Annotated in this window: 24 protein-coding genes and 3 tRNA genes; 9 read left to right on the top strand and 18 right to left on the bottom strand. The window is 55.3% G+C overall.

The annotated features are described in order from the left end of the window. Window positions 1-60 precede the first annotated feature (60 nt). Entirely contained in the window at window positions 61-1,062 is a 1,002-nt protein-coding gene (locus A6U95_RS04470) for a zinc-binding alcohol dehydrogenase family protein (RefSeq protein WP_065683632.1), read from the top strand. Between the two features lie 264 nt (window positions 1,063-1,326). Here A6U95_RS04470 and nadR read toward each other — a convergent pair whose 3' ends face one another. Genes nadR through serB form a run of 3 tightly spaced genes read right to left on the bottom strand, consistent with a single transcriptional unit; the run spans window position 1,327 to window position 5,004 of the window. Next, on the bottom strand, window positions 1,327-2,577 hold the full coding sequence (nadR, locus tag A6U95_RS04475) for a multifunctional transcriptional regulator/nicotinamide-nucleotide adenylyltransferase/ribosylnicotinamide kinase NadR (protein WP_065683633.1): 1,251 nt from the start codon (window positions 2,575-2,577) through the stop codon (window positions 1,327-1,329). Between the two features lie 57 nt (window positions 2,578-2,634). Continuing rightward, window positions 2,635-4,023: a DNA repair protein RadA gene (gene radA, locus A6U95_RS04480; RefSeq protein WP_021808023.1), complete on the bottom strand. Its 1,389-nt coding sequence runs from the start codon at window positions 4,021-4,023 to the stop codon at window positions 2,635-2,637. Window positions 4,024-4,026: 3 nt separating this feature from the next. Then, complete coding sequence (gene serB, locus A6U95_RS04485) at window positions 4,027-5,004, bottom strand: phosphoserine phosphatase (RefSeq protein WP_065683634.1); 978 nt, start codon at window positions 5,002-5,004, stop codon at window positions 4,027-4,029. A 200-nt stretch (window positions 5,005-5,204) separates the two neighbouring features. Between serB and A6U95_RS04490 the strand changes: the two genes are divergently transcribed. After that, window positions 5,205-5,891, top strand: a complete 687-nt coding sequence (locus tag A6U95_RS04490; protein WP_065683635.1) for a YtjB family periplasmic protein — start codon at window positions 5,205-5,207, stop codon at window positions 5,889-5,891. A gap of 243 nt (window positions 5,892-6,134) precedes the next feature. Here A6U95_RS04490 and deoD read toward each other — a convergent pair whose 3' ends face one another. From deoD to A6U95_RS04555, 13 genes are all read right to left on the bottom strand, one after another. After that, window positions 6,135-6,866: a purine-nucleoside phosphorylase gene (gene deoD / locus A6U95_RS04495; RefSeq protein ID WP_021179222.1), complete on the bottom strand. Its 732-nt coding sequence runs from the start codon at window positions 6,864-6,866 to the stop codon at window positions 6,135-6,137. 66 nt (window positions 6,867-6,932) lie between these two features. Beyond that, entirely contained in the window at window positions 6,933-8,156 is a 1,224-nt protein-coding gene (gene deoB, locus A6U95_RS04500) for a phosphopentomutase (RefSeq protein WP_024527234.1), read from the bottom strand. Window positions 8,157-8,230: 74 nt separating this feature from the next. Further along, window positions 8,231-9,553 (bottom strand): thymidine phosphorylase, encoded by a 1,323-nt coding sequence (gene deoA / locus A6U95_RS04505; RefSeq protein ID WP_065683636.1) that lies wholly within the window; start codon window positions 9,551-9,553, stop codon window positions 8,231-8,233. 101 nt (window positions 9,554-9,654) lie between these two features. Next, complete coding sequence (gene deoC, locus A6U95_RS04510) at window positions 9,655-10,434, bottom strand: deoxyribose-phosphate aldolase (RefSeq protein WP_037376682.1); 780 nt, start codon at window positions 10,432-10,434, stop codon at window positions 9,655-9,657. 353 nt (window positions 10,435-10,787) lie between these two features. Then, window positions 10,788-12,053, bottom strand: coding sequence for a NupC/NupG family nucleoside CNT transporter (locus A6U95_RS04515; RefSeq protein WP_024485506.1), 1,266 nt, complete (start codon window positions 12,051-12,053; stop codon window positions 10,788-10,790). Between the two features lie 189 nt (window positions 12,054-12,242). Then, complete coding sequence (locus A6U95_RS04520) at window positions 12,243-13,037, bottom strand: TatD family hydrolase (RefSeq protein WP_065683637.1); 795 nt, start codon at window positions 13,035-13,037, stop codon at window positions 12,243-12,245. Beyond that, window positions 13,034-14,131, bottom strand: coding sequence for a patatin family protein (locus tag A6U95_RS04525; protein WP_065683638.1), 1,098 nt, complete (start codon window positions 14,129-14,131; stop codon window positions 13,034-13,036). Before A6U95_RS04525 ends, A6U95_RS04520 begins: the two co-directional genes overlap by 4 nt. A gap of 10 nt (window positions 14,132-14,141) precedes the next feature. Continuing rightward, window positions 14,142-14,327 (bottom strand): CsbD family protein, encoded by a 186-nt coding sequence (locus A6U95_RS04530; RefSeq protein WP_024485503.1) that lies wholly within the window; start codon window positions 14,325-14,327, stop codon window positions 14,142-14,144. 57 nt (window positions 14,328-14,384) lie between these two features. Beyond that, window positions 14,385-14,546, bottom strand: coding sequence for a DUF1328 domain-containing protein (locus tag A6U95_RS04535; RefSeq protein ID WP_004933089.1), 162 nt, complete (start codon window positions 14,544-14,546; stop codon window positions 14,385-14,387). 140 nt (window positions 14,547-14,686) lie between these two features. Beyond that, window positions 14,687-15,301: a molecular chaperone OsmY gene (gene osmY / locus A6U95_RS04540; protein WP_065683639.1), complete on the bottom strand. Its 615-nt coding sequence runs from the start codon at window positions 15,299-15,301 to the stop codon at window positions 14,687-14,689. Between the two features lie 537 nt (window positions 15,302-15,838). Further along, on the bottom strand, window positions 15,839-17,428 hold the full coding sequence (prfC, locus tag A6U95_RS04545) for a peptide chain release factor 3 (RefSeq protein ID WP_021179214.1): 1,590 nt from the start codon (window positions 17,426-17,428) through the stop codon (window positions 15,839-15,841). 194 nt (window positions 17,429-17,622) lie between these two features. Then, window positions 17,623-18,066: a ribosomal protein S18-alanine N-acetyltransferase gene (gene rimI, locus A6U95_RS04550; RefSeq protein ID WP_065683640.1), complete on the bottom strand. Its 444-nt coding sequence runs from the start codon at window positions 18,064-18,066 to the stop codon at window positions 17,623-17,625. Then, window positions 18,011-18,448 (bottom strand): DNA polymerase III subunit psi, encoded by a 438-nt coding sequence (locus A6U95_RS04555; protein ID WP_065683641.1) that lies wholly within the window; start codon window positions 18,446-18,448, stop codon window positions 18,011-18,013. Before A6U95_RS04555 ends, rimI begins: the two co-directional genes overlap by 56 nt. Before the next feature lie 143 nt (window positions 18,449-18,591). Between A6U95_RS04555 and rsmC the strand changes: the two genes are divergently transcribed. After that, window positions 18,592-19,635, top strand: a complete 1,044-nt coding sequence (rsmC, locus tag A6U95_RS04560; protein ID WP_065683642.1) for a 16S rRNA (guanine(1207)-N(2))-methyltransferase RsmC — start codon at window positions 18,592-18,594, stop codon at window positions 19,633-19,635. 243 nt (window positions 19,636-19,878) lie between these two features. Here rsmC and A6U95_RS04565 read toward each other — a convergent pair whose 3' ends face one another. Next, window positions 19,879-20,871, bottom strand: a complete 993-nt coding sequence (locus tag A6U95_RS04565) for an aldo/keto reductase (protein WP_065683643.1) — start codon at window positions 20,869-20,871, stop codon at window positions 19,879-19,881. Between the two features lie 117 nt (window positions 20,872-20,988). Between A6U95_RS04565 and A6U95_RS04570 the strand changes: the two genes are divergently transcribed. From A6U95_RS04570 to A6U95_RS04585, 4 genes are all read left to right on the top strand, one after another. Beyond that, the gene (locus tag A6U95_RS04570) at window positions 20,989-21,891 is read left to right on the top strand and encodes a LysR family transcriptional regulator (protein ID WP_065683644.1); all 903 of its coding nucleotides are present in this window, start codon (window positions 20,989-20,991) and stop codon (window positions 21,889-21,891) included. Between the two features lie 114 nt (window positions 21,892-22,005). After that, window positions 22,006-22,092, top strand: a tRNA-Leu gene (locus A6U95_RS04575). Window positions 22,093-22,127: 35 nt separating this feature from the next. Continuing rightward, window positions 22,128-22,214, top strand: a tRNA-Leu gene (locus A6U95_RS04580). A 43-nt stretch (window positions 22,215-22,257) separates the two neighbouring features. Beyond that, a tRNA-Leu gene (locus A6U95_RS04585) sits at window positions 22,258-22,344 on the top strand. Window positions 22,345-22,423: 79 nt separating this feature from the next. Here A6U95_RS04585 and A6U95_RS04590 read toward each other — a convergent pair. Continuing rightward, a complete protein-coding gene (locus A6U95_RS04590; RefSeq protein WP_021808011.1) occupies window positions 22,424-22,708 on the bottom strand; it encodes a DUF1435 domain-containing protein in 285 nt (94 codons plus the stop codon). 238 nt (window positions 22,709-22,946) lie between these two features. Between A6U95_RS04590 and A6U95_RS04595 the strand changes: the two genes are divergently transcribed. Both A6U95_RS04595 and ampH read left to right on the top strand, forming a co-directional pair. Next, window positions 22,947-24,017, top strand: a complete 1,071-nt coding sequence (locus A6U95_RS04595) for a GGDEF domain-containing protein (protein WP_065683645.1) — start codon at window positions 22,947-22,949, stop codon at window positions 24,015-24,017. Window positions 24,018-24,158: 141 nt separating this feature from the next. Then, window positions 24,159-25,301: a D-alanyl-D-alanine-carboxypeptidase/endopeptidase AmpH gene (gene ampH / locus A6U95_RS04600; protein WP_065683646.1), complete on the top strand. Its 1,143-nt coding sequence runs from the start codon at window positions 24,159-24,161 to the stop codon at window positions 25,299-25,301. Window positions 25,302-25,310: the final 9 nt, after the last annotated feature.

Consider the following 25,310-nt stretch of genomic DNA (forward strand, 5'->3'; position numbering starts at 1 on the left):
ATCTTATCACTCTACTCCTCAGGGTCTACACTGGGACTATTCATGCGAAGGAGCACAATTATGTTAATCAAAGCCATTGCCGTCGATCCGAAAAATCCAGCCGGTTTTATCGAGATCGCTCCAGAAAAACCCGCTCCGGGTCAATACGATCTGCTGGTGGAAGTGAAAGCCGTTTCCGTTAACCCGGTCGATACCAAGGTTCATGCTGGCCTGCAAAAGAATGGTTTGCAGCAGCCACGTATTCTCGGCTGGGACGCCAGCGGCGTGGTGCTCGAAGTGGGCAGCAGCGTTAGCGGGTTCAAACCCGGCGATGAGGTATGGTATGCCGGGGATATTACCCGCCCGGGCAGCAACAGCACCCATCAGCTGATTGACTCACGTATCGTGGCGCATAAACCGGCCAGCCAGGACTGGGCGCAAGCCGCCGCGATGCCGCTGACCGCACTCACCGCGTGGGAAGCCCTGTTTGAACATCTGAATATTCAGCATGCGGCTGCCGGTAAAACGCTGTTGATCATCGGCGGTGCCGGTGGCGTAGGCTCGCTAGCGATCCCCCTGGCGGCACAGCGTAGCAAGGTGAAAGTCATCGCTACGGCCTCTCGCCCGGAATCGGCCGCCTGGTGCCGCGAACGGGGTGCTGAACTGGTGGTGGATTACCGCGACCTGAAAGGCAACCTGGCTAAGGAAGGGATTGAGAGCGTGGATTATATCCTGTGCCTGAACGATACCGACGGCCACTGGCAAGCCATCAGCGATTTGATCGCCCCGCTCGGCCATATCTGCACCATCGTCGAGAACAGCCAACCGCTGGATCAAAATGCGTTGAAGCTGAAAAGCGCGGCGCTGCATTGGGAATTCATGTTCACCCGCAGCATGTTCACCACGCCGGATATTGCCCAGCAAGGGGAGATCCTCAAACAGGTGGCGCAATTGATTGATGAAGGTAAATTGACCACCACGCTGAGCGAAACGCTACAGGGGCTGACGGTGGACACGTTGACCGCCGCGCATGCCAAGCTGTTGGATGGGCATATGCAGGGTAAGTTGGTGATAACTTACTAAGTTAGTGGGGTTATCGATGTGTCAGGTATTAATAAATTGCTATGGCCCCCTCACCCCAACCCTCTCCCACAGGGAGAGGGAGCTGATAGCCTCTGCTCGTTTGGCAGTGAAGAGAACATCTTGGCAAACTCGATCGCCTCCTCATCCAAGGTGAGTCACGACAATTTCAATCACACTCGATCGGTGCCCTCTCCCTGTGGGAGAGGGTTAGGGTGAGGGGCACTACATCACCACTACACCGACATTTACCAGCCTAAAACGTCCCTAAAACTTCACCAAGCGGCTGGCATCCGCCGCCAGCAGTTGCTGCACCAGATCGACACAGCGCAAGAAGCGCTCCTCGTAATCACTCGACTCTACGTGCGCATATTCGATGTTATTGGCGTGCAGCATCTCTTCCAACAAATACTGAAACGCCTTGCGATCGACCGGGCTACCCAAGCTGCGCAATCCGTCGGCCACCCAAGGGGTATTATTCTCCAGCAGGATCACCAGATCGAAACGGTATTCGTCGATCAACGCTTGAACGAACGGATGCTCCCGCCCTTCATACTTTTTACAGAACGCCTGCGTGGTGACAAAGTCGGTGTCGATAAACGCCACTTTATTGGCGTATTTCACCGCAAAATCTACGTACTGGGCCTGCCCAAGCGCGATCTTGTCATAGTCGGAATACTGCAACGCCATCTCGTCACCCCCGAGGTGGGAGAAGACGTAGTCACGGCCATATTCCCAGGCGCTGGTGGTGTTGAAGATGTTCGCCAGCTTGTTGACCAGCGTTGACTTACCGCTGGATTCGCCGCCCAGGATCGCCACCGTACGAACAAAGAACGGCTTCACTTCAGTGGGGATGTAGTCCCAATAGCGGAACGGATCCTGACGGATCTGACTGCCGCTGATATTCATAAAGGAACGTTCAGGATCAACCAGGATGGTTTCAATCCCCAAGTGTTCACGGTAACGGGGAGCATCAAGTTCTTCGCTGGAATAGATATAGCTCGGGACGATGCCCTTTTGCTCCATAAAGCTCTTCACGCCGTTGCTCCACACGTCCCAGCCGTGCGGGTAAGGTTCAATGCCCTTTTCGTCGAAAGAGTGAATATGGATATTTTTCTGGTACTTAAAGGTCTGCAACAGCCAGCGCAGACGATCGCTGACCGTCGGCTGCTGTGACATAGAGCTGTTCTCGAACAGCAACAGATCGCGCGGCTCATCGTGGCACAGGATCACATGCAGCTCGTCAACCTGACTACAGGCACGCTGGATCAGATAGATATGGCCGGTATGCAACGGGTAAAATTTACCAAACACCACGCCGACTTTCTTCTCACGGCGTGGGAATTCCAGCCCCAGGAAACGGTGCAGGGCTTCCAGCTTCTGCGCGCTCGGGCTTTTGATTTTGTCGTTCAACAGCTGGCTGAGGTAGCCCTTGGTCATGCTACTGGCATCAGCTACCTGCTGTAAGGTACATCCCTGTTGCTTAATCGCTGCCTTGAGGTAATCGAACTGCCGCATAAACCCTCCCGTTTATTATGCTAAACAAAATAGCATATTCCGCGCAGCGGGCGGCAATTAATAAAACTGTTCCAGCACGTCCAGCGCATCCGCCAGCTTCTTGACGCCGAACACCTGCATATTGGCCGGTGGTTTCTTCGGCACGTTGGCATGTGGCACGATCGCCCGCTTGAAACCGTGTTTGGCCGCTTCAGAAATACGCTCCTGGCCGCTAGGCACCGGGCGGATCTCCCCTGCAAGGCCCACTTCGCCAAACACCACCAGATCGTTAGGCAATGGGCGGTCGCGCAGGCTGGAGACCAACGCCAGCAGCAACGCCAGATCGGCACTGGTTTCGCTAACCTTGACGCCGCCTACTACGTTGACAAAAACGTCTTGGTCGGACATCTGCAAGCCACCGTGACGATGGAGCACCGCCAGCAGGATCGCCAAACGATTCTGTTCCAGGCCTACGGCAACGCGGCGTGGGTTAGACATCATAGAATGATCGACCAACGCCTGGATCTCAACCAGCAGCGGTCGGGTGCCTTCCCAAACTACCATCACCGAACTGCCGGAAGTCACTTCATCACCCCGGCTGAGGAAGATCGCGGAAGGGTTACTCACCTCACGCAACCCCTGCTCGGTCATGGCGAACACTCCCAACTCGTTAACCGCACCAAAACGGTTTTTATGGCTGCGCAGCGTACGGAACCGGGAATCGGCATCGCCATCCAGCAACACAGAACAGTCGATACAGTGTTCGAGGACTTTCGGCCCGGCCAGTGAGCCATCTTTAGTAACGTGGCCAACCATTACGATCGCCACGCCGCGAGTTTTGGCAAAGCGGGTGAGATAAGCCGCCGTTTCGCGCACCTGCGCCACGCTGCCTGGCGATGACTGGATATCCGCCATATGCATGACCTGGATCGAGTCGATCACCATCAGCCGCGGTTGCTCCTGCTCGGCGATCAGGCAGATCTGCTCGATGCTGGTTTCCGACAGCATGTTCAGGCCGCCAGTGGGCAATCCAAGACGATGGGCACGCATCGCGACCTGTTGCAGCGACTCTTCACCTGTGACGTACAGGGTTTTCATCTGCTCGGCGAGTTTGCACAGCACCTGCAACAGCAGCGTACTTTTCCCCGCGCCGGGGTTACCACCGATCAGGATCGCACTGCCCGGCACCACGCCGCCGCCCAGTACGCGGTCAAATTCCAGAAAGCCGGTAGAGAAACGCGGCAGCTCTTGCAAGCTGATGTCAGAAAGCTTCTGCACCTTGCTGATACCGGCATCGCCCGCATAGCCGCTTAAACGCTCGCTACGGGCAGCGGAAGAGGAGACTGAAGCCAGACGCACTTCTGTAATGGTGTTCCAGGCCTGACAGGCACTGCATTGCCCCTGCCAGCGCGGATAATCAGCGCCGCATTCATTACAGACAAATGCCCGTTTTACTGCTTTTGCCACAGCTTACCTCACATCGTGTTTCAAACTGCCGCAGAGCACACAGAGCACTCCCAGCAGATCGGCATGGCGGATCGAGACCTGCGCTTTCTCATAGACCTTAGGCTTCGCGTGATAGGCGATACCCAGCCCGGCCACCTGCATCATTTTCAAATCGTTGGCACCGTCGCCGATCGCTACGGTTTGCTGCGGTGGGATCCCCAGCTTCTCTGCCAGCGCCACCAGAGTATCGGCCTTGAATTGCGCATCCACGATCGGCCCCAGCACCTCGCCGGTCAGCTTACCGTCGCGGATCTCCAGCTCATTGGCTGCCACGGCCACCAGCTTGAGCTTGTCACGCAGGTATTCGGCATAATAGGTAAAGCCGCCGGAGGCAATAGCGACATGCCAGTCCAGCGCCTGCAGCTTGCGCACCAGACTGGTCAACCCAGGCATCAACGGCAATTCGTCACGCACCTGTTTGAGGATATTGGCATCGGCCCCTTTCAGCGTCCCCACGCGTTGGCGCAGGCTGGCGGTGAAATCGAGTTCGCCACGCATCGCGCGTTCGGTCACTTCACTGACCTGCTCGCCTACCCCGGCCAACTTGGCGATTTCGTCGATGCACTCAATCTGGATCGCCGTTGAGTCCATATCCATCACCAACAGGCCCGGCTTGCGCAGGTTAGGGATTTTGCCCAGTGGCGCAACGTCTAGCCCGCTTTCGTTCGCCAACAGTTTGGCGCGCGCAGTTAGCGTCCCCGCCAGGCGAACCACCTGATAATCTTCCACCGCCCAGGCCGTCACGATCACCATCGCGGCCCCGAGCTTGCGCTGGAAATGAGTAATACGCTCTTTATCCAGTTCTCTGCCATATAGTAGCCAACCGGTGTGGCCCGCCCGATAATCCAGCGGCATGACTTCGTCACCGCTCAACGAAAGAGGCAACCCCGGCCATTGAGAGATCTCGGCGGGGAGATCGCAATAGGTCAGACTATTTGGCATCCTTAACTCCTGAATAACACTGCATGATAAAACGACGCATCAAGCTATCCTATCGCCATTGCTTCTGGCAACATATTACCCTATGAATCTCTAGTTGGCCGCTCTAGCGCATCCATGCGCTCGCGGTATTGGTACATCCCGGTACCGCACAGCCAGGTGGTCAATCGTGACTCCCGGATGACCGCCCTAAAGGAAGCCTAATGGCTAAAGCTAAACTGAAATTCCGCCTGCATCGCACCGCTATTATCCTGATTTGCCTGGCGTTGCTGGTGCTATTGATGCAAGGTGCCTCCTATTTTAGCCTGAGCCACCAAATGGCGCGATCGGAACAGGTCGAAGAATTGGCACAAACCTTGACCAAGCAGGTGGCTTTTAGCCTGACTCCGCTGATGGATGGCGACAGCGACATAGACAATCAGCAGGTTGAGCGCATTCTCACGCAGTTGACCATTCACAGTCGTATTCTGGACGCCAGCGTCTACCAGTTGGACGGCACCCTGATCGCCCATTCCGGCGAGCAGATTAGCGTACGCGATCGCCTGGCGCTGGATGGCAAACGCGCGGGCAGCTACTTTAACCACCAGCTCGTCGAGTCAATCCAGGGCAAAGATGGCCCACTGGGCTTTATCCGGGTGACGCTGGATACCCACGTGCTGGCCACCGAATCCAAACAGGTGGATAACACCACCAACCTGCTACGCCTGATGATCCTGCTGGCGCTGGCCATCGGCATTATTCTGGCCCGTACCCTGCTGCAAGGCCGCCGCAGCCGCTGGCAGCAGTCTCCGTACCTGCTAACCGCCAACACGCCGCTGGCAGAAGGTAATACGGTAGACGATGGTGATGACGAGGAACCGGCAGAGCAGGAAGAAACGAAGAAAAGCTGATGGCATTCTGAGATTGATGCCAAAGTGGCAATGTTGCTGAATCTCATGCTCGAGCGTAGAGGCGTTGCATGCTGCGCCCGTTCAGATGCCCCATGAATTGGCAACGTAGCGAGTCGGCTGGTGAATAGAATACAAAATCAGTAACAATCTGAAAAATAACAAATATTGGTATTATTTTACGGCAAAATGAATAGATTCGTGAATAGATAAAATGGGGCGCAGCGTGCTGCGCCCGCGAGGTCATTACGCTTTGTCGCCCAGCAGGACAGATTCCAGCGCGATAACGATCATCTCGTTAAAGGTGGTCTGACGCTCGGCAGCGGTGGTCTGCTCATGACGCAGGATATGGTCGGAAACGGTGCAGATGGTCAACGCCGTGCTACCGAACTCTTCATACAGCTCTGCGGCCACGCCGTAGATGCCTGCCGCTTCCATCTCTACGCCCAGGATGCCGTACTTCTTCATCACCTGGAACATATCCGGATCTGGCGTGTAGAACAGATCGGCGGAGAAGATGTTACCCACGCGTGCAGGGATGCCCTGAGCAGCCGCAGCGTCTACCGCATTACGCACCATGTCAAAATCCGCAATGGCCGCATAGTCGTGGCCTTTGAAGCGCATACGGTTAACCTGGGAATCGGTACAAGCCCCCATGCCGATCACCACATCACGCAGTTTGACGTCATCACGCACCGCGCCACAAGAGCCGACACGGATGATTTTCTTCACGCCAAACTCGGCAATCAGTTCACGCGCATAGATAGAGCAGGATGGGATGCCCATGCCGTGGCCCATTACCGAGATTTTACGACCTTTATAAGTGCCGGTGAAACCCAACATGCCACGCACGTTGTTCACTTCCACAGCGCCTTCCAGGAAGGTTTCTGCGATGTATTTTGCCCGCAGCGGATCCCCCGGCATCAGCACTACGTCAGCGAAATCACCCATCTCAGCGTTAATATGTGGCGTTGCCATAATCACTTCCCTCAATTCATTGAAATAAAGACGCTGGCGTAAAGGCCAGCGTCATTAAAAGCGGTATTAAAGCATGGATTTGCCGTAATCCATCGGTGACACGCCAAAATAGCTGGCGACGGTCTGGCCGATGTCGGCGAAGGTTTCGCGATGCCCCAGCGAGCCTGGTTTGACTTTCGGGCCATAGACCAGAACCGGGATATGCTCACGGGTGTGGTCGGTGCCTGGCCAGGTCGGGTCGCAGCCGTGGTCAGCGGTGAAGATGATGATGTCATCCCCTTTCACCAGCTTCAGCAGCTCTGGCAGGCGGCGGTCGAACAGCTCCAGCGCGGCTGCATAACCCGCTACGTCACGGCGGTGGCCGTAGGAGGAGTCGAAATCAACAAAGTTGGTGAACACGATGGTGTTGTCACCGGCTTTTTCCATCTCGACCAAAGTGGCGTCGAACAGGGCGTCGATCCCGGTAGCTTTCACCTTCTTGGTGATCCCCACGTTGGCATAGATATCGGCAATCTTGCCGATGGAAACCACTTCGCCGCCCTTCTCATCAACCAGCTTTTTCAGCACGGTCGGAGCTGGGGGTTCCACGGCCAGATCGTGACGGTTACCGGTACGCTGGAACTCACCTGGCTTATTCCCCAGGAACGGACGGGCAATCACACGGCCGATGTTGTAGCCACCTTCGGTCAACTCTTCACGAGCGATCTCACACAGCTCGTACAGGCGATCCAGGCCGAAAGTTTCTTCATGGCAGGCAATCTGGAAAACCGAGTCCGCAGAGGTGTAGAAAATCGGCTTGCCGGTTTTCATATGCTCTTCGCCCAGTTGATCCAGGATCACGGTACCGGATGAATGGCAGTTACCGAGGTAACCCGGCAGGTTGGCACGCGCCACCAGCTTGTCCAGCAGTTCCTGCGGGAAGCTGTTGTGCTCGTCTGAGAAGTAGCCCCAGTCGAACAAAACTGGCACACCGGCAATTTCCCAGTGGCCTGATGGCGTATCTTTACCGGAAGAAAGCTCGCTGGCATGGCCGTAAGCACCGATGATTTCAGCGTCTTTATCCAACCCTTCCGGGAACTTGCCGGTGGATTCTTCCGCTGCTTTGCCCAAGCCCAGACGGCTCAGGTTTGGCAGGGTCAGCGGGCCGCTACGGCCCACGTTGGCTTCGCCACGTGCACAGGCAGCAGCAATATGGCCAAGGGTATCGGAGCCTTCATCGCCAAAGCTTTTGGCATCTTCACTCGCGCCAATGCCGAATGAGTCTAATACCATAATAAATGTACGTTTCATCATACTCTCCTGCGTATTCACGCTGAGGGCGACAGCGAAAAGGCCGCTGCCACTCCTGATTCTTTAGACAGAGGTTATTCGGTGATGCGTTTGTAGACCACCGGCGTGACTTCTGGCGCTTTGTCGCCCAGAACCATCGCGCCGCGTACCGCATCTGCCGCCTGCTGCCAGCTCTCTTCGTCGTTGGCATGGATCACCGCCAATGGACGCTGGGTATCGACAGTGTCGCCCAGGCGAGCCACATCGGTCAGGCCCACGCTGTAGTCGATGCTGTCGGTCGCGCGACGGCGGCCACCGCCCAGTGACACCACCGCCATACCCAGTGCACGGGTATCCATCGCGGTAATGATACCTGGTTTCTCGGCATAAACCGGCTTGGTTAACGTCGCGGCTGGCAGATAGCTGTCGTAACGCTCGATAAAATCGCTTGGGCCTTTCTGTGCCGCCACCATGCGGCCAAAGATTTCCGCCGCTTTGCCGTTATCCAGCACCGCCTGCAGTTTGGCGCGCGCGTCAGCATCGTCGGTAGCCAGGCCACCAGACAGCAGCATTTCCACGCTCAACGCCATGGTCACTTCCAGCAGACGCGGATTGCGATATTCCCCGGTCAGGAAGCGTACCGCTTCACGCACTTCGACCGCATTACCAGCGCTGGAAGCCAGCACCTGGTTCATATCAGTCAGCAGCGCGGTCGTCTTGCAACCGGCTCCGTTGGCAACGCCCACAATCGCCTGCGCCAGATCGTCAGAAAGCTGATAGGTCGGCATGAAAGCACCGCTGCCAACTTTCACGTCCATAACCAGCGCATCCAGCCCTTCGGCCAGTTTTTTCGCCAGAATAGAACCGGTGATCAGCGGAATGGAGTCGACGGTAGCAGTGATATCGCGCGTCGCGTAGAAACGCTTGTCTGCCGGAGCCAGTGAACTGGTCTGGCCGATAATCGCCACGCCAACGTCTTTGATGATCTTACGGAACGCGTTGTCGTCCGGGAAAATATCAAAGCCAGGGATCGCTTCCAGCTTGTCCAGCGTACCGCCGGTATGACCCAGACCACGGCCTGAAATCATTGGCACGTAGCCGCCACAGGCTGCCACCATCGGGCCAAGCATCAGCGAAGTCACATCGCCCACACCGCCGGTGGAATGTTTATCCACAATCGGGCCGTTCAGCGACAGGCTTTTCCAGTCCAACACCGTGCCGGAATCACGCATTGCCATGGTCAGCGCCACGCGCTCTGGCATGGTCATGTCGTGGAAATAGATGGTCATCGCCAGTGCAGCAATCTGCCCTTCTGACACCACGTTATCGCGAATGCCGTTAATGAAGAAGCGGATCTCGGCTTCGCTCAACGGTTGCCCGTCACGTTTTTTACGGATTATTTCTTGTGCCAAGAACAAAGTAGCCCCCTGTTTTAGCTAAATAGAGTCATTCGATACGCCTGCGCGCTGCGTTAACGGGGCCGCTTGGCAGCCCCAACGCAACAAGACGTGAGTGAAAATCAGTAACCGTTACCAGCGGCTTGGGTGCTATGCCCCAGCGTGGTCAGCAGGCTGGCTAACAGGCTCGACGCACCAAAGCGGAAGTGGCGCGCATCGGCCCAGTCTTCTCCCAGCAGACGCCCGGCAAGTTGCAGATACTGTTGAGCATCTTCTGCGGTACGCACGCCACCGGCTGGCTTGAAGCCAACGGTTTTGCCTACGCCCATATCACGGATCACGGTCATCATCAGCTCAGCGCTTTCCAGCGTGGCGTTGACCGGCACTTTACCGGTAGAAGTCTTGATAAAATCAGCCCCGGCCTTGATGGAGATCTCGGAGGCTTTACGGATCAGTTCCGCCTGCTTCAGCTCACCGGTTTCGATGATCACTTTCAGCAGCACGTTGGCAGCAGCACAGGCTTGCTTGCACTGTTTGACCAGTTCAAACCCGACTTCCTCGTTACCGGCCATCAGGGCACGATAAGGGAATACCACGTCAACTTCATCGGCACCGTAGGCGATGGCTGCACGGGTTTCTGCCACAGCGATGTCGATATCATCATTGCCATGCGGGAAGTTGGTGACGGTGGCGATACGGATATCTGGCGTCCCCTGCTCACGCAGCGTTTTGCGGGCAATCGGGATAAAACGCGGATAGATGCAGATGGCGGCAGTATGGCCTGCCGGGCTGTTCGCCTGACGACACAACGCGATCACTTTCTCGTCGGTGTCATCTTCGTTCAGCGTGGTTAAATCCATCAGGTTCAGCGCGCGTTGCGCTGCTGCGGTTAATTCGGTCATAAAACTCTCCAACTGAGCATTCTGATGTTGGCGAGCGGACTTGGTTCCTTGAAGATAGCGCGCGGGATAGTCTTCCCACGCCAGCAACTGAGATCCTTCTCACCGCACATAGCCCTTCGATTTTCGCATAGCCAGCAATCGCTATTTGAACACGACCACTCTGGCATATTTGTGTTCTGATTCACACTACACAGGATAGCACTGTAACAGGACTGAATTATATGTGAAGATCATCACAAAATAACGCGATATTGTTCACAAATTCACTAAAGAGACGGCGGTCATTAGGCGAATGCCCTTTTTGCAGGCAACCAGGCCCCTTCAGGAACCTGGTTGTTGATATCAAGTATAGCTTACAACGCCAGGAAGAATCCGGCGATGGTGGCGCTCATCAGGTTGGATAAGGTACCGGCGGCCACCGCTTTCAACCCGAAACGAGCAATGTCGTGACGACGACCTGGAGCCATGCTGCCTAGACCACCCAGCAGGATCGCTACGGAAGACAGGTTGGCAAACCCACACAGCGCAAAGGAGATGATCGCCTTGGTGTGCTGTGACAGCACCTGTAACCCCTCAGCAGCCACCACGTCATCCGGACGCAGGTAAGCACCAAAGTTCATGTAGGCCACGAATTCGTTAACGATCACCTTCTGGCCGATAAACGAACCCGCCACCATCGCTTCACTCCAAGGCACACCAATCAGGAAGGCGATCGGCGAGAACACCCAGCCCAGGATCAGTTCCAGTGACAGCTGTGGGAAATCGAACCAGCCACCAATACCGCCAAGAATACCGTTAAGCAGCGCGATCAGAGCGATAAATGCCAACAGCATCGCCCCCACGTTCAGTGCCAGTTGCATGCCAGAGGCCGCACCAGAGGCAGCGGCATCGATGACGTTTGCCGGGCGCTCGTCTTCGGCGATCAGCTTCATCGCATCGGCTCGGTCTTGGGTATTTTCGGTTTCCGGCACCATCAGTTTGGCAAACAGCAATCCACCCGGTGCGGCCATAAAGGAAGCGGCGATCAGGTATTCCAACGGTACGCCCATCTGGGCATAGCCCGCCAGCACGGAACCGGCTACCGAAGCCAGACCGCCGCACATTACGGCAAACAGCTCCGACTGGGTCATGGTGGCGATATAAGGGCGCACCACCAGCGGCGCTTCGGTCTGCCCCACAAAAATATTGGCCGTGGCTGACAGCGATTCGGTCCGCGAGGTACCCAACAGCTTATGCAAACCACCGCCTAAGAGCTTGATCACCACCTGCATGATGCCCAGGTAATAGAGCACCGCAATCAGCGAGGAGAAGAATACAATCACCGGTAACACACGCAGAGCGAACACGAAGCCGCCACCGCCGAACACTTCAAACATTTTGTCGGAAACCAGGCCACCAAAGATGAAAGAGATGCCCTCGTTACCGTAAGCGATGACGTTTGCCACCCCTTCCGACATGCCACCAAGAATACGGCGCCCGATCGGGACATAGAGCACCAGCGCGCCAATGCCAATCTGGATGATAAACGCGCCTAGTACGGTACGCAGTTTAATAGCGCGCCGGTTGCTGGAAAGCAGCACCGCAATGGCGATCAAGACCACCATACCGACCAGGCTCATGAAGAGTTGCATACGAGTATGTCCCTGTTGCGAAGAAGAAATACCCCCGGCCCGCTGGATGAAACGGGTTGCCCAAGGGCGATAATGGGACGCAATTATACTGAGCGAGGCGGGATGAGACTCGTTTTATGTCACAAATATATACAAGTAGAAGCAACTGAAAATCACACAACGTGATTCAAGTCACATTTAAAGTGAGAGGTGTGGATCCAATGCAAACAGGGATTGGCTATTTTGTTGTAGCTGTTCGGCAATCTCGTCGGCAGATTCAGGCCGTAGTTGGCAAAGCACCTGAAACACCTCCGCAGCCCGTTCAGGCCGGTTCGGCTGCCCTTGATAACCCGCCAACGGCATGTCCGGTGCATCGGTTTCCAGCAACAGCGAGGTCAACGGCAACTGCGCCATCACCTGACGGGTTTTCTGCGCCCGCTCGTAACTGATCGTGCCGCCAACGCCAATGTAATAACCCAGGCGAATAAAGGCCTGCGCCTGAGCCAGACTGCCAGCAAAGCCATGCACTACGCCACAGCGCGGTACCTCGGTACGACGCAATGCGGCAGCCAACTGATCGTGGCTACGGCGGGAGTGCAGGATCACCGGCAAATCATACTGCTTTGCCAGCTTCAGTTGTGCCTTGAGCAACGCCTGTTGGCGTTCAAACTGCGGCTCGGCCATATACAGATCCAACCCAATCTCCCCCACCGCCACTAGCTTATGCGGCTTGCTTGCCAGGCAACCTGCCAGTTGTTCAAGCTGCTCATCATGGTGCTGAGCGATATACAGCGGGTGTAACCCCAGCGCGGCAAACAAAGGAGTATGTTCGCGCGCCAGCTTGAGAATACGCACAAAGCGATCGGCCGTGACCGCTGGCACAATAATTTGCTGCACCCCGGCTTGCGCGGCCAATGCCAGGCTCGCCTGCTCATCCCCGCTGAAAGGCGGGAAATCAAAGTGGCAATGGGTATCCGTAAAGGCGTAACTCACAGCACATCTCCGTCACCTGGCAGGATGATTTTTGGTGGCGCTTCAGGCTGCACGGCATGGCCCTGCGGGTTAAGCACATCGGTAATAATCGGCGAAGGCATCCGCACGGTTTCCGGCTGGATCAGACGACGGGAAAGTGATGTTGTTACCGTCATGCCATCGTTCTTTTCCTGCTCCAGCAACCAGTGGCCTACCGTCGCCAGGAAATAGCGCCCACAACGGCGGCCCAGATGATAATCGCGATTCAGCGCAGGCAAACGGCTGCCGAGCGCATTGCTCGCCAGCGGCTTAGGCGGGAATATTTCGAAGATGCGCAGTTTACCGGGGGGTTTTTCAATAAATTGCTGGATGCGCAAATAGCTCTGCTCATGATGCTGCAACACCCGCACCATTTGCTGCAGGCTGCTTTCACCCAGCCATTGCTCCATGCGTTTCATCCACTTCGGCGTATAAGCCATCTGTGAAGGCACGGTGCGGATCACCACGATGGTATCCGCCCCACGGCGATAGGCCTCTTCGACCGGGATGGCATCGCTGATGCCGCCATCCTGATAGCTGATGCCATCCAGCTCTACACCCATACGATAAAACCCGGGGATGGCACTGGAAGCCTTGATAGCCGGTAACCAGCTATCCCGTGTCGCAGGGAGATAAACCGGCGTAAAGTCATCGCTGCGACAGGCACACATCAGAAATTCACGGCCATTAATCAGCTGCTTTTCCGCCACGTCAAAAGCCAACGGCAACTGTTGCGAGGTGATATCCAATAACCAGTCGAGATCGATAAGATGCCCGCCACGCACAAAGCGCAGCGGGTTAAAGAAATTGGCAGAGGTGGTGTAGCGGGTGATCACCCGCCGTGCGTAGCCCATCTGGCCACAAATAAATGCCGAGAGGTTCTGCGCACCGGCAGAGGTGCCAATCATCAGATCAAAAGGGTTAAAGCGGGCGCGCTGGAATTCATCCAGTACGCCGGCGGTAAAGATACCGCGCTGTCCGCCGCCCTCACACACCAGCGCCATTTTACCGGGCCGGTATGGTTTATACGCCAGGGGTTCTATATTACCGAGCGTGATGGGTATTCTGTATCCCAACCCCGTATCCTCAATGTGGCCGTTTTCCCGAGGATACCTCTTCTTGCTCTCTTCCGTAATCTTCTTGTAATACGCCAGAGAGGCAGTCATTGCTCCCTGCCAGCCACAGGCCGTCATTGCCGGAAAACTCCGCCCATGCCTGCCAAACCTGGCCTTTCAGCTGTTTCCAACGGCCAACAATGATGTCGCTATTCATGACCTGCCTCCTGGCGCAGAGAAAAAGAATCAAGCTTTGTTACAGTTTAGAGAGACGCTAAGGACGCCGACGGCCGGTAAACAGGCTGACCAGGAACAGAATGATCCCTACCACGAACACTACTTTGGCGGCCCAGGCGGCAGTACCTGCCAACGAACCAAAACCCAGTGCTGCGGCGATCAATGCAATCACTAAAAATATAATGCCCCATCGAAACATAAGCCTCTCCTTACCATGGTGATAAAAATTTCGCGTTTGGCTCGCCCCTGCTGGGTGCGGCTTAAAACTGCGGATTATTCTATTTCTGGTAGTACATCCCAGGCGTTAGCCTGGGAGTTATTGCTTACTGTTACTGACGATTAAGGTTTTACCGCCAGATCGTTCTTGACGCTTTTCACGCCATCAATGGCTTTGGCAATACTTTCTGCACGGTCAGACTGCGCCTGGGTTTTCACCTCACCGGAAAGCTGCACCACACCATCGGTGGTTTCTACTTTCACGTTGCGTGAAGGTACGATGTCATCGGCCAGCAGTTTAGCTTTCAGCTCGCTGGTAGTAGCAGTGTCACCGGCATAGGACTTCACCGACTGGGTCGCTTGATCTTTCACGTGCAGCTTATCGCTGACGGATTTGACCCCTTCTACCCGACCTGCAACGTCTACCGCTTTCTCAGCCTGAGCTTGAGTAGCGACAAAACCGCTCAACGTCACCACACCTTTTTCGGTTTCCACCGAGATGTCGGTGCTTTTTATGGCTTTATCGTCAACCAGCGCACTTTTAACTTTAGCCGTTATGCCGCTGTCATCCATATAGTTGTCGACTTTTTTCATGGAGCTATCGATTTTGGCACCAGTACTATCAACTACGCCTGATGCTTTGTTCATCATGGTCTCTTCAGCCAGGGCCGAACCACTAACCAGTACCGAACCCAAAACGACTGCCATCAGCGAATGTGCAAACTTGGTATTTTTCATCGATCTCTTCCTTCTTGTTGTAGAACCCCAAACTGCTGTGGGCTCTGGTGCCGCCAGAGTGCGGCTAACTCAAATGAATACTTCACGATCTCTATACAATCAAACGTTCACGACCGGACTATTGCTCTACGGTAAACATACCTGCAATGCCCGTGCCAAGTTAAAAACGCCGTTAAAAATCAACAACAACAAAACAAATGAGCAACAATTAAGCGTAAAACTGTCGTCTATTGGAGACATATAGCAGTTGATTTGGGATCCACATCACTATCTTATTGATATTGCTAAGATAGGACTGTCTCCTATCGGCAACACTACCGAATAACTCTCTAAAATATGTGGGTACAATAGTATTTTACGCTCAGATGCCGCTATGCACCCTGATAAATATAGACCATCAGCGAAAATTTGCCGCCAGATCGCGGAAAATCTTGTTCGGTTTAGACGAAATAATTAGTGAGAAGGGTTTAATAATTAGCAGGATGGGGGGCTGAAGAAGGAAAACACAGGGCGCTTGGAAGCGCCCTGTTGACGAGATTAATGCTCGCGAGTTTTGCGGAACACCACTTCTGGGTAGCGTTCCTGCGTCAGGTTGAGGTTAACCATGGTTGGTGCGATATACGACAGGTTGTTGCCGCCGTCCAGCGCCAGGTTCAGCTCGTTCTTACGCTTGAACTCTTCGAATTTCTTCACGTCGTCGCACTCTACCCAACGGGCTGTGGAGACGTTAACCGATTCATACAGCGCTTCCACGTTGTATTCGCTTTTCAGACGGGCAACCACCACATCAAACTGCAGCACGCCCACCGCCCCCACGATCAGATCGTTGTTGGCGATTGGGCGGAACACCTGCACCGCCCCCTCTTCAGATAGTTGGACCAGCCCCTTCAGCAGCTGTTTCTGCTTGAGCGGATCGCGCAGGCGGATACGGCGGAACAGTTCAGGCGCAAAGTTCGGAATGCCGGTGAACTTCATATCCTCACCCTGGGTGAAGGTGTCGCCGATCTGAATGGTGCCGTGGTTATGCAAGCCAATGATGTCGCCTGGGTAGGCTTCTTCAACGTGCGAGCGGTCACCGGCCATAAAGGTCAGCGCATCGGAGATCACCACGTCTTTGCCGGTACGAACCTGGCGCAGTTTCATGCCTTTCTCATAGCGGCCAGACACCACGCGCATAAACGCCACACGGTCGCGGTGCTTAGGATCCATGTTAGCCTGGATCTTGAACACGAAGCCGGTGAATTTCTCTTCGGCGGCGACCACTTCACGAGTATCGGTTTTACGTGGCATTGGCGCAGGCGCCCAGGCCACCAGCCCATCAAGCATATGATCGACACCGAAGTTACCCAAAGCGGTACCGAAGAACACCGGGGTCAGTTCGCCTGCCAGGAAGGCTTCCTGCTCAAACTCATGGGAAGCCCCTTGCACCAGTTCCAGCTCATCACGCAACTGAGCGGCCAGATCTTCGCCTACGGCAGCATCGAGCTCCGGGTTGTTCAACCCTTTCACGATGCGCACTTCCTGAATGGTGTGGCCTTTACCGGTCTGGTACAGATAGGTTTCATCTTTATAGAGATGGTAAACCCCTTTGAATAGCTTGCCGCAGCCGATCGGCCAGGTGATCGGCGAGCAGGCGATTTTCAGTTCGCGCTCAACTTCGTCCATCACTTCCATCGGATCGCGGATGTCACGGTCAAGTTTGTTCATGAAGGTCAGGATCGGCGTATCACGCAGGCGAGTAACTTCCATCAGCTTGCGGGTACGATCTTCAACGCCTTTTGCGGCATCGATCACCATCAGGCAGCAGTCCACCGCCGTCAGGGTACGGTAGGTATCTTCGGAGAAGTCTTCGTGCCCCGGGGTATCGAGCAGGTTAACCAGACAGTCGCGGTACGGGAACTGCATCACCGAGGTGGTGATCGAGATACCACGTTGTTTTTCCATCTCCATCCAGTCGGATTTGGCGTGCTGGCTGGAGCCACGACCCTTTACCGTACCGGCGGTCTGGATAGCGTGTCCGAATAACAGCACCTTCTCGGTGATGGTGGTTTTACCCGCATCGGGGTGCGAGATAATGGCGAAAGTTCTTCTTTTCGCAACTTCGCGGGCGAATTCACTAGGAGACATGTTTTTCACGTTTCTATGGTTAGTCCGCCCTGCTCATCATCACAACGCGCCGATCGCGGCGCCAGGCAAAGCGGTAATAAAAAGATAGTAGCCGAGTATTTTCGCTGATTTACCAACCGGTGACAATCAATGGTTTCTTCGGCATAAGATAATGGCAAGCCAAACCGGCTGCACAAAGGGAGGACTATAAGTCGCTACCCCAGCGGCAGCGCCATAACGATCGCGTCTTCGCGGCCACTGGCTGCGGGGTAATAGTTGCGGCGCACCGTCACTTCATTGAAGCCAAGGTCTTCGTAGAGCGCTATCGCACCGCGGTTAGAGGCTCGAACTTCCAGCCACAGAGTGACCACACCACGCGCTTCCAATTGCTCGATCACGGCAGTCAGCAGCATGCGGCCAAAGCCCCGGCGCTGCCAGCTTGGATGAATAGCAATATTAAACAGCGTGGCTTCGTCCAGCACGATTTGGGTAATGGCAAAACCCGCCATTTGCCCTTCGGTTGTCAATTTCAGATTAAGGTAACGTTCGCCCTGATTGCTGGCTAGCGTCGCCTCCGTCCAGGGAAACGCATGGCTGGCTTGTTCAATCTTGAAGGCTGTGGCCAGATCGGCCGCTGTCAGGGTAGAAATGCTGTTCATGATGACAAATCTGCTGCCAGAGTGCGCGTTTCGCACCCGCATCTTGAGAAAGCTCGGCCAGCACCGGGCTATGTAGCTGCGCGCCGGCCACCGCTAGCGGTTCCGTGACGCCCAACCGCCAACTGTTGCACTCGGTATCTTGCGGCAGCATCGCTACCTGATCCGGTGTCAGACCATAGGTTTGTGACGCTGTCAGCCCCAGGCTGCGCAGCACGTCACAAAACAACGGGTCGTGCTGGTCTGGCAATGCCTGTGCCACCACCAGCAGGCGCACGTTCGGGGGCACGCTTACCGCCACCTCTCCCTGCAACACTCCAGGGCGGCGTAATGTCCACTGCGTAATCCCCAGCTGTTGTAACAACCAGTCGCGTTTTGATGCCATGCCGATCCCCGTGTGTGACGCACCCTACCTGCCCTATGCCGCGCTATGCTAACAAACCCACGCAGCCTGCGCCAACAAACCCGTCGAACATCTGGCCACAAAGCTCTATAATCTCCGGCTAAATCTTGAGGAGCCGAAAACTGATGTCTGCATTAACCCCCGCCAGTGAAGTCATGCTGCGCCACAGTGATGAATTTATGGAACGCCGCGTGCTGTTTGCCGGCGATCTGCAGGATACCCTGCCGGCCCAATTCGAGGCCGCGGATGTGCGTGTCCATACCCAGCAATACCATCACTGGCAGTTACTGAACCGGACGATGGGAGAGCATGCACAGTTCGGTCTGACGGTCGATCCTGCCTTCGTCGCCGAGTGTGATACGCTGGTGTATTACTGGCCAAAGAGCAAGCAGGAAGCGCAGTTCCAACTGTGCAATATCCTGGCCCTGCTGCCGGTTGGCGCAGAAATTTTTGTCGTCGGTGAAAACCGCAGTGGCGTACGCAGCGCGGAACAAACGCTGGAAGGCCATGCCACGCTTGCCAAGATCGACAGCGCTCGCCGCTGCGGGTTGTATCATGGCCGCATCGATGTGCAGACCCAGTTTGATCTGGCCGACTGGTGGGAAAGCTATCAGTTGCACGATCTGGAAGTGAAGACGCTACCTGGCGTGTTCAGCCGTGACGGCCTGGACGTTGGCAGTTCACTGCTGCTCTCCACGCTGGAAAAACACATGAAAGGCAAAGTGCTGGACGTGGGTTGTGGCGCTGGCGTAATGGCTTCGGTGCTGTCTAAACTGTCGCCGAAAATGAAGCTGACCCTCAGCGACGTTAACGCCGCAGCCGTAGAATCCAGCCGGGCGACATTGGCTGCCAACGGTATTGAAGGGGAAGTGATCGTCAGTAACGTCTACTCCGACATTACCGGCCGCTTTGACCTGATCATTTCCAACCCACCGTTCCATGACGGCCTGGCCACCAGCCTGACCGCCGCGGAAACGCTGATCCGCGGAGCGTTAAAACACCTGCCAATCGGTGGCCAACTGCGTATCGTCGCCAACGCCTTCCTGCCTTACCCGGACATTCTGGATGCCACCTTCGGCAGCCATGAAGTGTTGGCACAGAACGGCCGCTTCAAGGTGTACAAAGCCACCGTGGCACGCCAGCCACGCGATGCGAAGAAAAAAAGGTAACAAGCCCCTCACCCTAACCCTCTCCCACAGGGAGAGGGGATCGATCGTGCCACCATTTGACTACAGCACCCTACCTATTAATTCAGCCATGCGACTGAATAACTTCTGTACCTGACCACAGCTCCGTACCCGCCCCCTCTCCCTCACACAAGTGTTCCTGACGCCTCCGATTTGTTCATCGGGAGAGGGTTGGGGTGAGGGGAGATTGCTCGCCTGACGAACATTTATCCCTAAGGTATGCCATCAGCCGTTAATCAACTCCATACCCACCGTTGTATAGCGTGCACCCGCCACGCCTGCCAGAGGGAATACCGCCTCGATAGCCGCCAATTCCTGCTCGCTCAACGTGATCTCCGCTGCCGCCACGTTCTCTTCCAGATAGCGCCGACGTTTGGTACCAGGAATTGGAACAATATGTTCCCCCTGCGCCATCACCCAAGCCAACGCCAGTTGCGACGGGGTCACGCCTTTCTGCCTGGCCAGTTCACTGACCTTGGTGACTAGTTCCAGATTGCGAGCAAAGTTTTCCCCCTGAAAACGTGGATTATCGCGGCGGAAATCATCTGCTGCCAAGTCCTCTAGACTCTGGATCGCCCCGGTCAGAAAGCCACGCCCAAGCGGGCTATAGGCGACAAAACCAATGCCCAAACGTTGGCAAGCGGCCAGTTGCCCCTGCTCAGCGTCTCTGCTCCACAAGGAATATTCAGTCTGCAACGCGGTGATCGGATGCACCTGATGAGCGCGTTCCAACGTTGCAACGGAGGTTTCACTCAGGCCAATATGGCGGATCTTGCCCTCTTTGATCAGATCCGCCAGGGTGCCAACCACCTCTTCGATCGGTACCGTCGGATCGACCCGGTGCTGGTAGTAAAGATCGATGGTTTCTACCCCTAGCCGCTGCAAGCTACCTTCTACCGAGCGACGGATATAGTCCGGTTCGCTGCTCACGCCCCGCGCAGTGGGATCGGCCGGATCGCGCACAATACCGAATTTGGTGGCCAGAAATACCTGGTCGCGTTTGCCTTTGATCGCCTTGCCTATCAGTTGTTCATTGGTGTGCGGGCCGTACATATCTGCGGTGTCCAGTAGAGTCACCCCCAGTTCCAGAGCCCGATGCAGCGTGGCGATGGCTTCCTGCTCATCATAACCCGTGGAGTAGAAATCGCTCATCCCCATGCAACCTAAACCCAGGGCAGAGACGAGGGGGCCATTAGTACCTAATTTGCGCTGTTGCATTGTGTGGTCCTTATTGAACATGGATGTCGAAACAAAGTCTGGTTGTTTATGCCACAAAGATAAATAATGTAGATTGCACATCACTGTTCATAAATCACCAACAATGCGGGCGGCAAAATGGATCAGGTTCAGGCTATGCGCATCTTTACCCGGATCGTGGAACTAGGCAGCTTCAGCCGCGCGGCCGAACGGTTGCAGCTGCCTCGAGCCACGGTAAGCAACGTGCTCAAACGCCTTGAGCAACGGCTTGGCGTCAGATTATTGGTGCGCACCACGCGTCAGGTACAGGTCACCGCCGAGGGAACGCTGTACTACCAACGTTGTCTGCACCTGCTGGACGCCCTGGAAGAAGCAGATACCCTGTTCAGCCACCACAAGCTGCAACCCACCGGTAAGGTGCGGATCGATATGCCCCATTCGCTGGCGCGGGAAATCGTCATCCCAGCGCTGGATGAGTTCTATCAGCGCTATCCAGAGATAGAAATTGCGCTGGGGGCCAACGACACCCATGTCGATCTGCTGCGCGAGGGGGTAGATTGCGTGCTGCGGGCCTGGGAGACCGAAGACGATACGCTGGTAGCCCGACGAATTGCCCAACTACCACAGCTCACCTGCGCCTCTCCCGGCTATTTACAGGCGTTTGGTACCCCGCAGTCGATCGACGAGCTGCAACACCATCGGGCGGTGGGCTATTTCTCCTTGGTGAATAACCGCAACTACCCGCTGGAATTTTGCCGTGATGGCCGCCTTGAGCTGCGCGAATTGCCAAGCAGATTGAGCGTTAGCGGGGCCGATGCCTATACCAGTGCCTGCCGTGCCAATTTGGGGCTGATCCAGGCGGCGCGTTATATCATCTCCCCTTGGTTGCAAAGCGGCGAACTGGTGGAAGTGTTGGCAGATACGCCACCACCGCCGATGCCGATCTACATCATGTATCCGCCTGGTCGTTTCCTCGCGCCGCGTGTCAGGGTATTGATTGATTGGCTGATTACGTTGTTCGAAGGCCATAAAAAGCGCTGATATGCCGTTTTTTACAGCAAACGCCTCCAATCCAGGAAATAACTATTGACGTACCCGCCAAAATCTCTAGAATTCGCCTCCGTGGTAGCGTTACTCCGGTAGCGTATCTGGTACGCGAAGGTGGCGGAATTGGTAGACGCGCTAGCTTCAGGTGTTAGTGTCCTTACGGACGTGAGGGTTCAAGTCCCTCTCTTCGCACCAAATAACCACATGATTTATATTGCACAGCATCGAATGCGAAGGTGGCGGAATTGGTAGACGCGCTAGCTTCAGGTGTTAGTGTTCTTACGGACGTGAGGGTTCAAGTCCCTCTCTTCGCACCAAGCTGGTGATATAAATCGACATCAAAGCAACACATCAAACTGTGCGAAGGTGGCGGAATTGGTAGACGCGCTAGCTTCAGGTGTTAGTGTTCTTACGGACGTGAGGGTTCAAGTCCCTCTCTTCGCACCACTTGATGAGTTCTCTTCCAGCTGTTCCTGCGTTAAAACTCACTGAAAAAACCAACACGCTCAGGCGTGGTTTTGTCGTTTCAGTTAAAGCTGAAATGCAGGCTGATTGCGGCCAGTCCACCTGCTAGAGCCATGCAGGAAGGGAGCAGCAGGTAATGACGCCAGCGGCTGTTAAACAGCATCACCAGCGTAGCCAGCATGGCAACCACGATCAGAGTACGCAGTTGCATCATATCCAGGTCTATCAGCGCCAGAAATGGCATCAGAGCACAGGGCAGCAACACGCCCCAGGCGCTGGCAAGCCGATTCCCCAAGCACCAACTGATGCCCCACAATCCACAAGCGGTAACCATGGCTGCTAACATGATAACCCCACCCTTTAAGTGATAATGATAACCAATATCATATAACACTTTTTTTTGACCCGCACTCTTTTCAAGATCCGGCTGAACGCGGATGACAGCCTGCGCGAAAAATGTTAGTTTCATATAAGAAAATTCTTAACATTTATAGTCTGTTAATAATAACCAATTGGAATTATTCAACAGGCATTGTCTAACATTTTTCCTTCGACCGGCCCCATTGGTAAAGAGTGATCCCCGTATGAACTCGCGTTCTTATCAGCAACTGCAAACCAGCAAACAGCGCTTATCCCTGTTTCTTTTCTTGTTGATGAATGCCGCCTCTGCCATTTTTACTTTATTCGTGCCCTTTAAAGAGACCCCGGCCTTCACGCTGCCGCTAATCTGCATTCCGGCGATTTGCCTGGCGGCCATGCTATTTACGCTGTATTCGCCCCGCCACTACGTCCAAAGGCTCAACCTGCTCGCCATCATCCTTGGGCTGCTATGGGCGGCGCACATCTATTGCAAGAGCCAGCTTACTGCCAGTGACAACCACGGCTTCTTGCTGATCAGCCTGTTCAGTATTTTCTTTATCAGCGCGATTTCGCTGACGGATAACCTGCTGGCCTTCTGCCTGCACGCTGTTCCCTCGGCGTTGATAATCCTGTGGCTGGACGGCATGCATAACACCATGCGTATTCTGTTCACCACCCTGCTGCCGATCGTCGCCTTCTCGGTGCATCATTTGCTGTTGAAGCGCAGTGAAATGTTTACCCAACATCTGGTGGCCAACCTGTATCACGAACGGGATAAGTTCAGCGATCTGAGCATGATCGATCCGCTAACCGGCCTGTATAACCGCCGTGGGCTGGAGAGCAAACTGGATCAGTTGCTCTCGCCGACCTCAGGCAACCACTTTGTGCTGCTACTCGATATCGACCATTTCAAGGTCTACAACGATCGCTACGGCCACACTCTGGGCGACCAAGCACTAGTCCAAGTGGCAGCGACCATCCGGGATGCGGTACGCTCACGGGATATCGTGGTGCGTTACGGCGGAGAAGAGTTTTTAGTTCTGCTGACCAACGTCGGTGAAGACTACGCGGCTTATTTGGCGGAGAAGGTACGCCAATGCGTACAGGAATTAACCATCACCCATCGTTTCCACGCGCAGGAGACAACCAAGGTGACGTTAAGCGCCGGGATTTCTGCGCTGGATAAACTGGATATCGACTCTGCGATCTGTGCGGCCGACGCCGCGCTGTACCGGGCCAAAAACAGTGGCCGCAACAATATTCAGCTAGCCTCGCACCCGCAGCCAGTCACCTGATCCTTTCCCCTTCGCCGGAAGGGGAAAGGTGAAAAACTTTTACCTGTCGCCACTTTTACCACATGCCAATCGCGTCGTAGCGCATTACACTAGCGGACAACTTACGCCTTCCCTGCCACATTTTTAAATGGAACACGACCGTTGAAGACCTCACTCTCCACGTTATTGCTGGCGCTTGGCATGTGTGCCACCCCCTTGACCAGCCAGGCGACCGACGCGCAGCTCACCTCACAGATTGTCGATCAGTATGCTGAACATATCTTCTATAACAGCGGCGCAACCGGTATGGCGCTGGTCGTTATCGATAATAATCAGGTGGTTAACCGCAGTTTTGGCGATACCAAACCGGGCAACGATCTACGTCCACGGCCAGATTCCCTGATCCGCATCGCCTCCATCACCAAACTGATGACCAGCGAAGTGATGGTCAAAATGGCGGCGGAAGGTAAGGTCAAACTCACCGATCCCCTGCGCAAATATGCTCCCAAAGGGGCCGTCGTCCCTGCCTACAATTCACGCCAGCCGATTACCTTGCTGAACCTGGCAACGCACACCAGCGCCCTACCGCGTGAACAACCCGGCAAGAAACCGCCAAAAACGCCGGTGTTTACCTGGCCCACCAAGGCACAGCGCTGGCAGTGGTTGTCTCATGCCACCATTACCGTGCCACCGGGCGTGCGAGCGGCCTACTCCAACCTGGCCTACGACCTATTGGCCGATGCATTGTCACGTGCCGCTGGTAAGCCTTATAACGTCTTGTTGCGTGAGAAAATCACGGGTCCACTGGGGATGGTTGATACCACGCTGACGCCAAGCGCAGAGCAGTGCTCACGCCTGATGGTTGCAGCCTCTGGGCCAAGCGCCTGCCGCGATACCACGGCCGCCAGTGGCAGCGGTGGCGTTTACTCAACACCGCGCGATATGCAGCGCTGGATGCAGCAGTTCCTGTCCTCCAACGTAAGCGGCTCGCGCAAGCCGACCGCGTTAACTGAACAAACCATGTATTTCCAGCGCCAGGACCTGGTGTCATTGAAAGGGATGGATGTACCGGGTGAAGCCTCTGCTTTGGGATTGGGCTGGGTATACATGGCGCCGAAAGATGGCCTGCCAGGGATCATCCAGAAAACCGGCGGCGGCGGCGGCTTCATCACCTATATGGCGATGGTGCCGCAGCAAAATATCGGCGTGTTTGTGGTCGTTACCCGCTCGGAGTTGACCAAGTTCACCAACATGAGCGATCCGGTCAACCGGCTGGTCGCGGATTTGGTGGCGAACAAAGGCTGACCCGCACCT

This window comes from Serratia sp. 14-2641 (assembly GCF_001692375.1).
In the GTDB taxonomy this organism is placed as follows: Bacteria; Pseudomonadota; Gammaproteobacteria; order Enterobacterales; family Enterobacteriaceae; genus Chania; species Chania fonticola_C.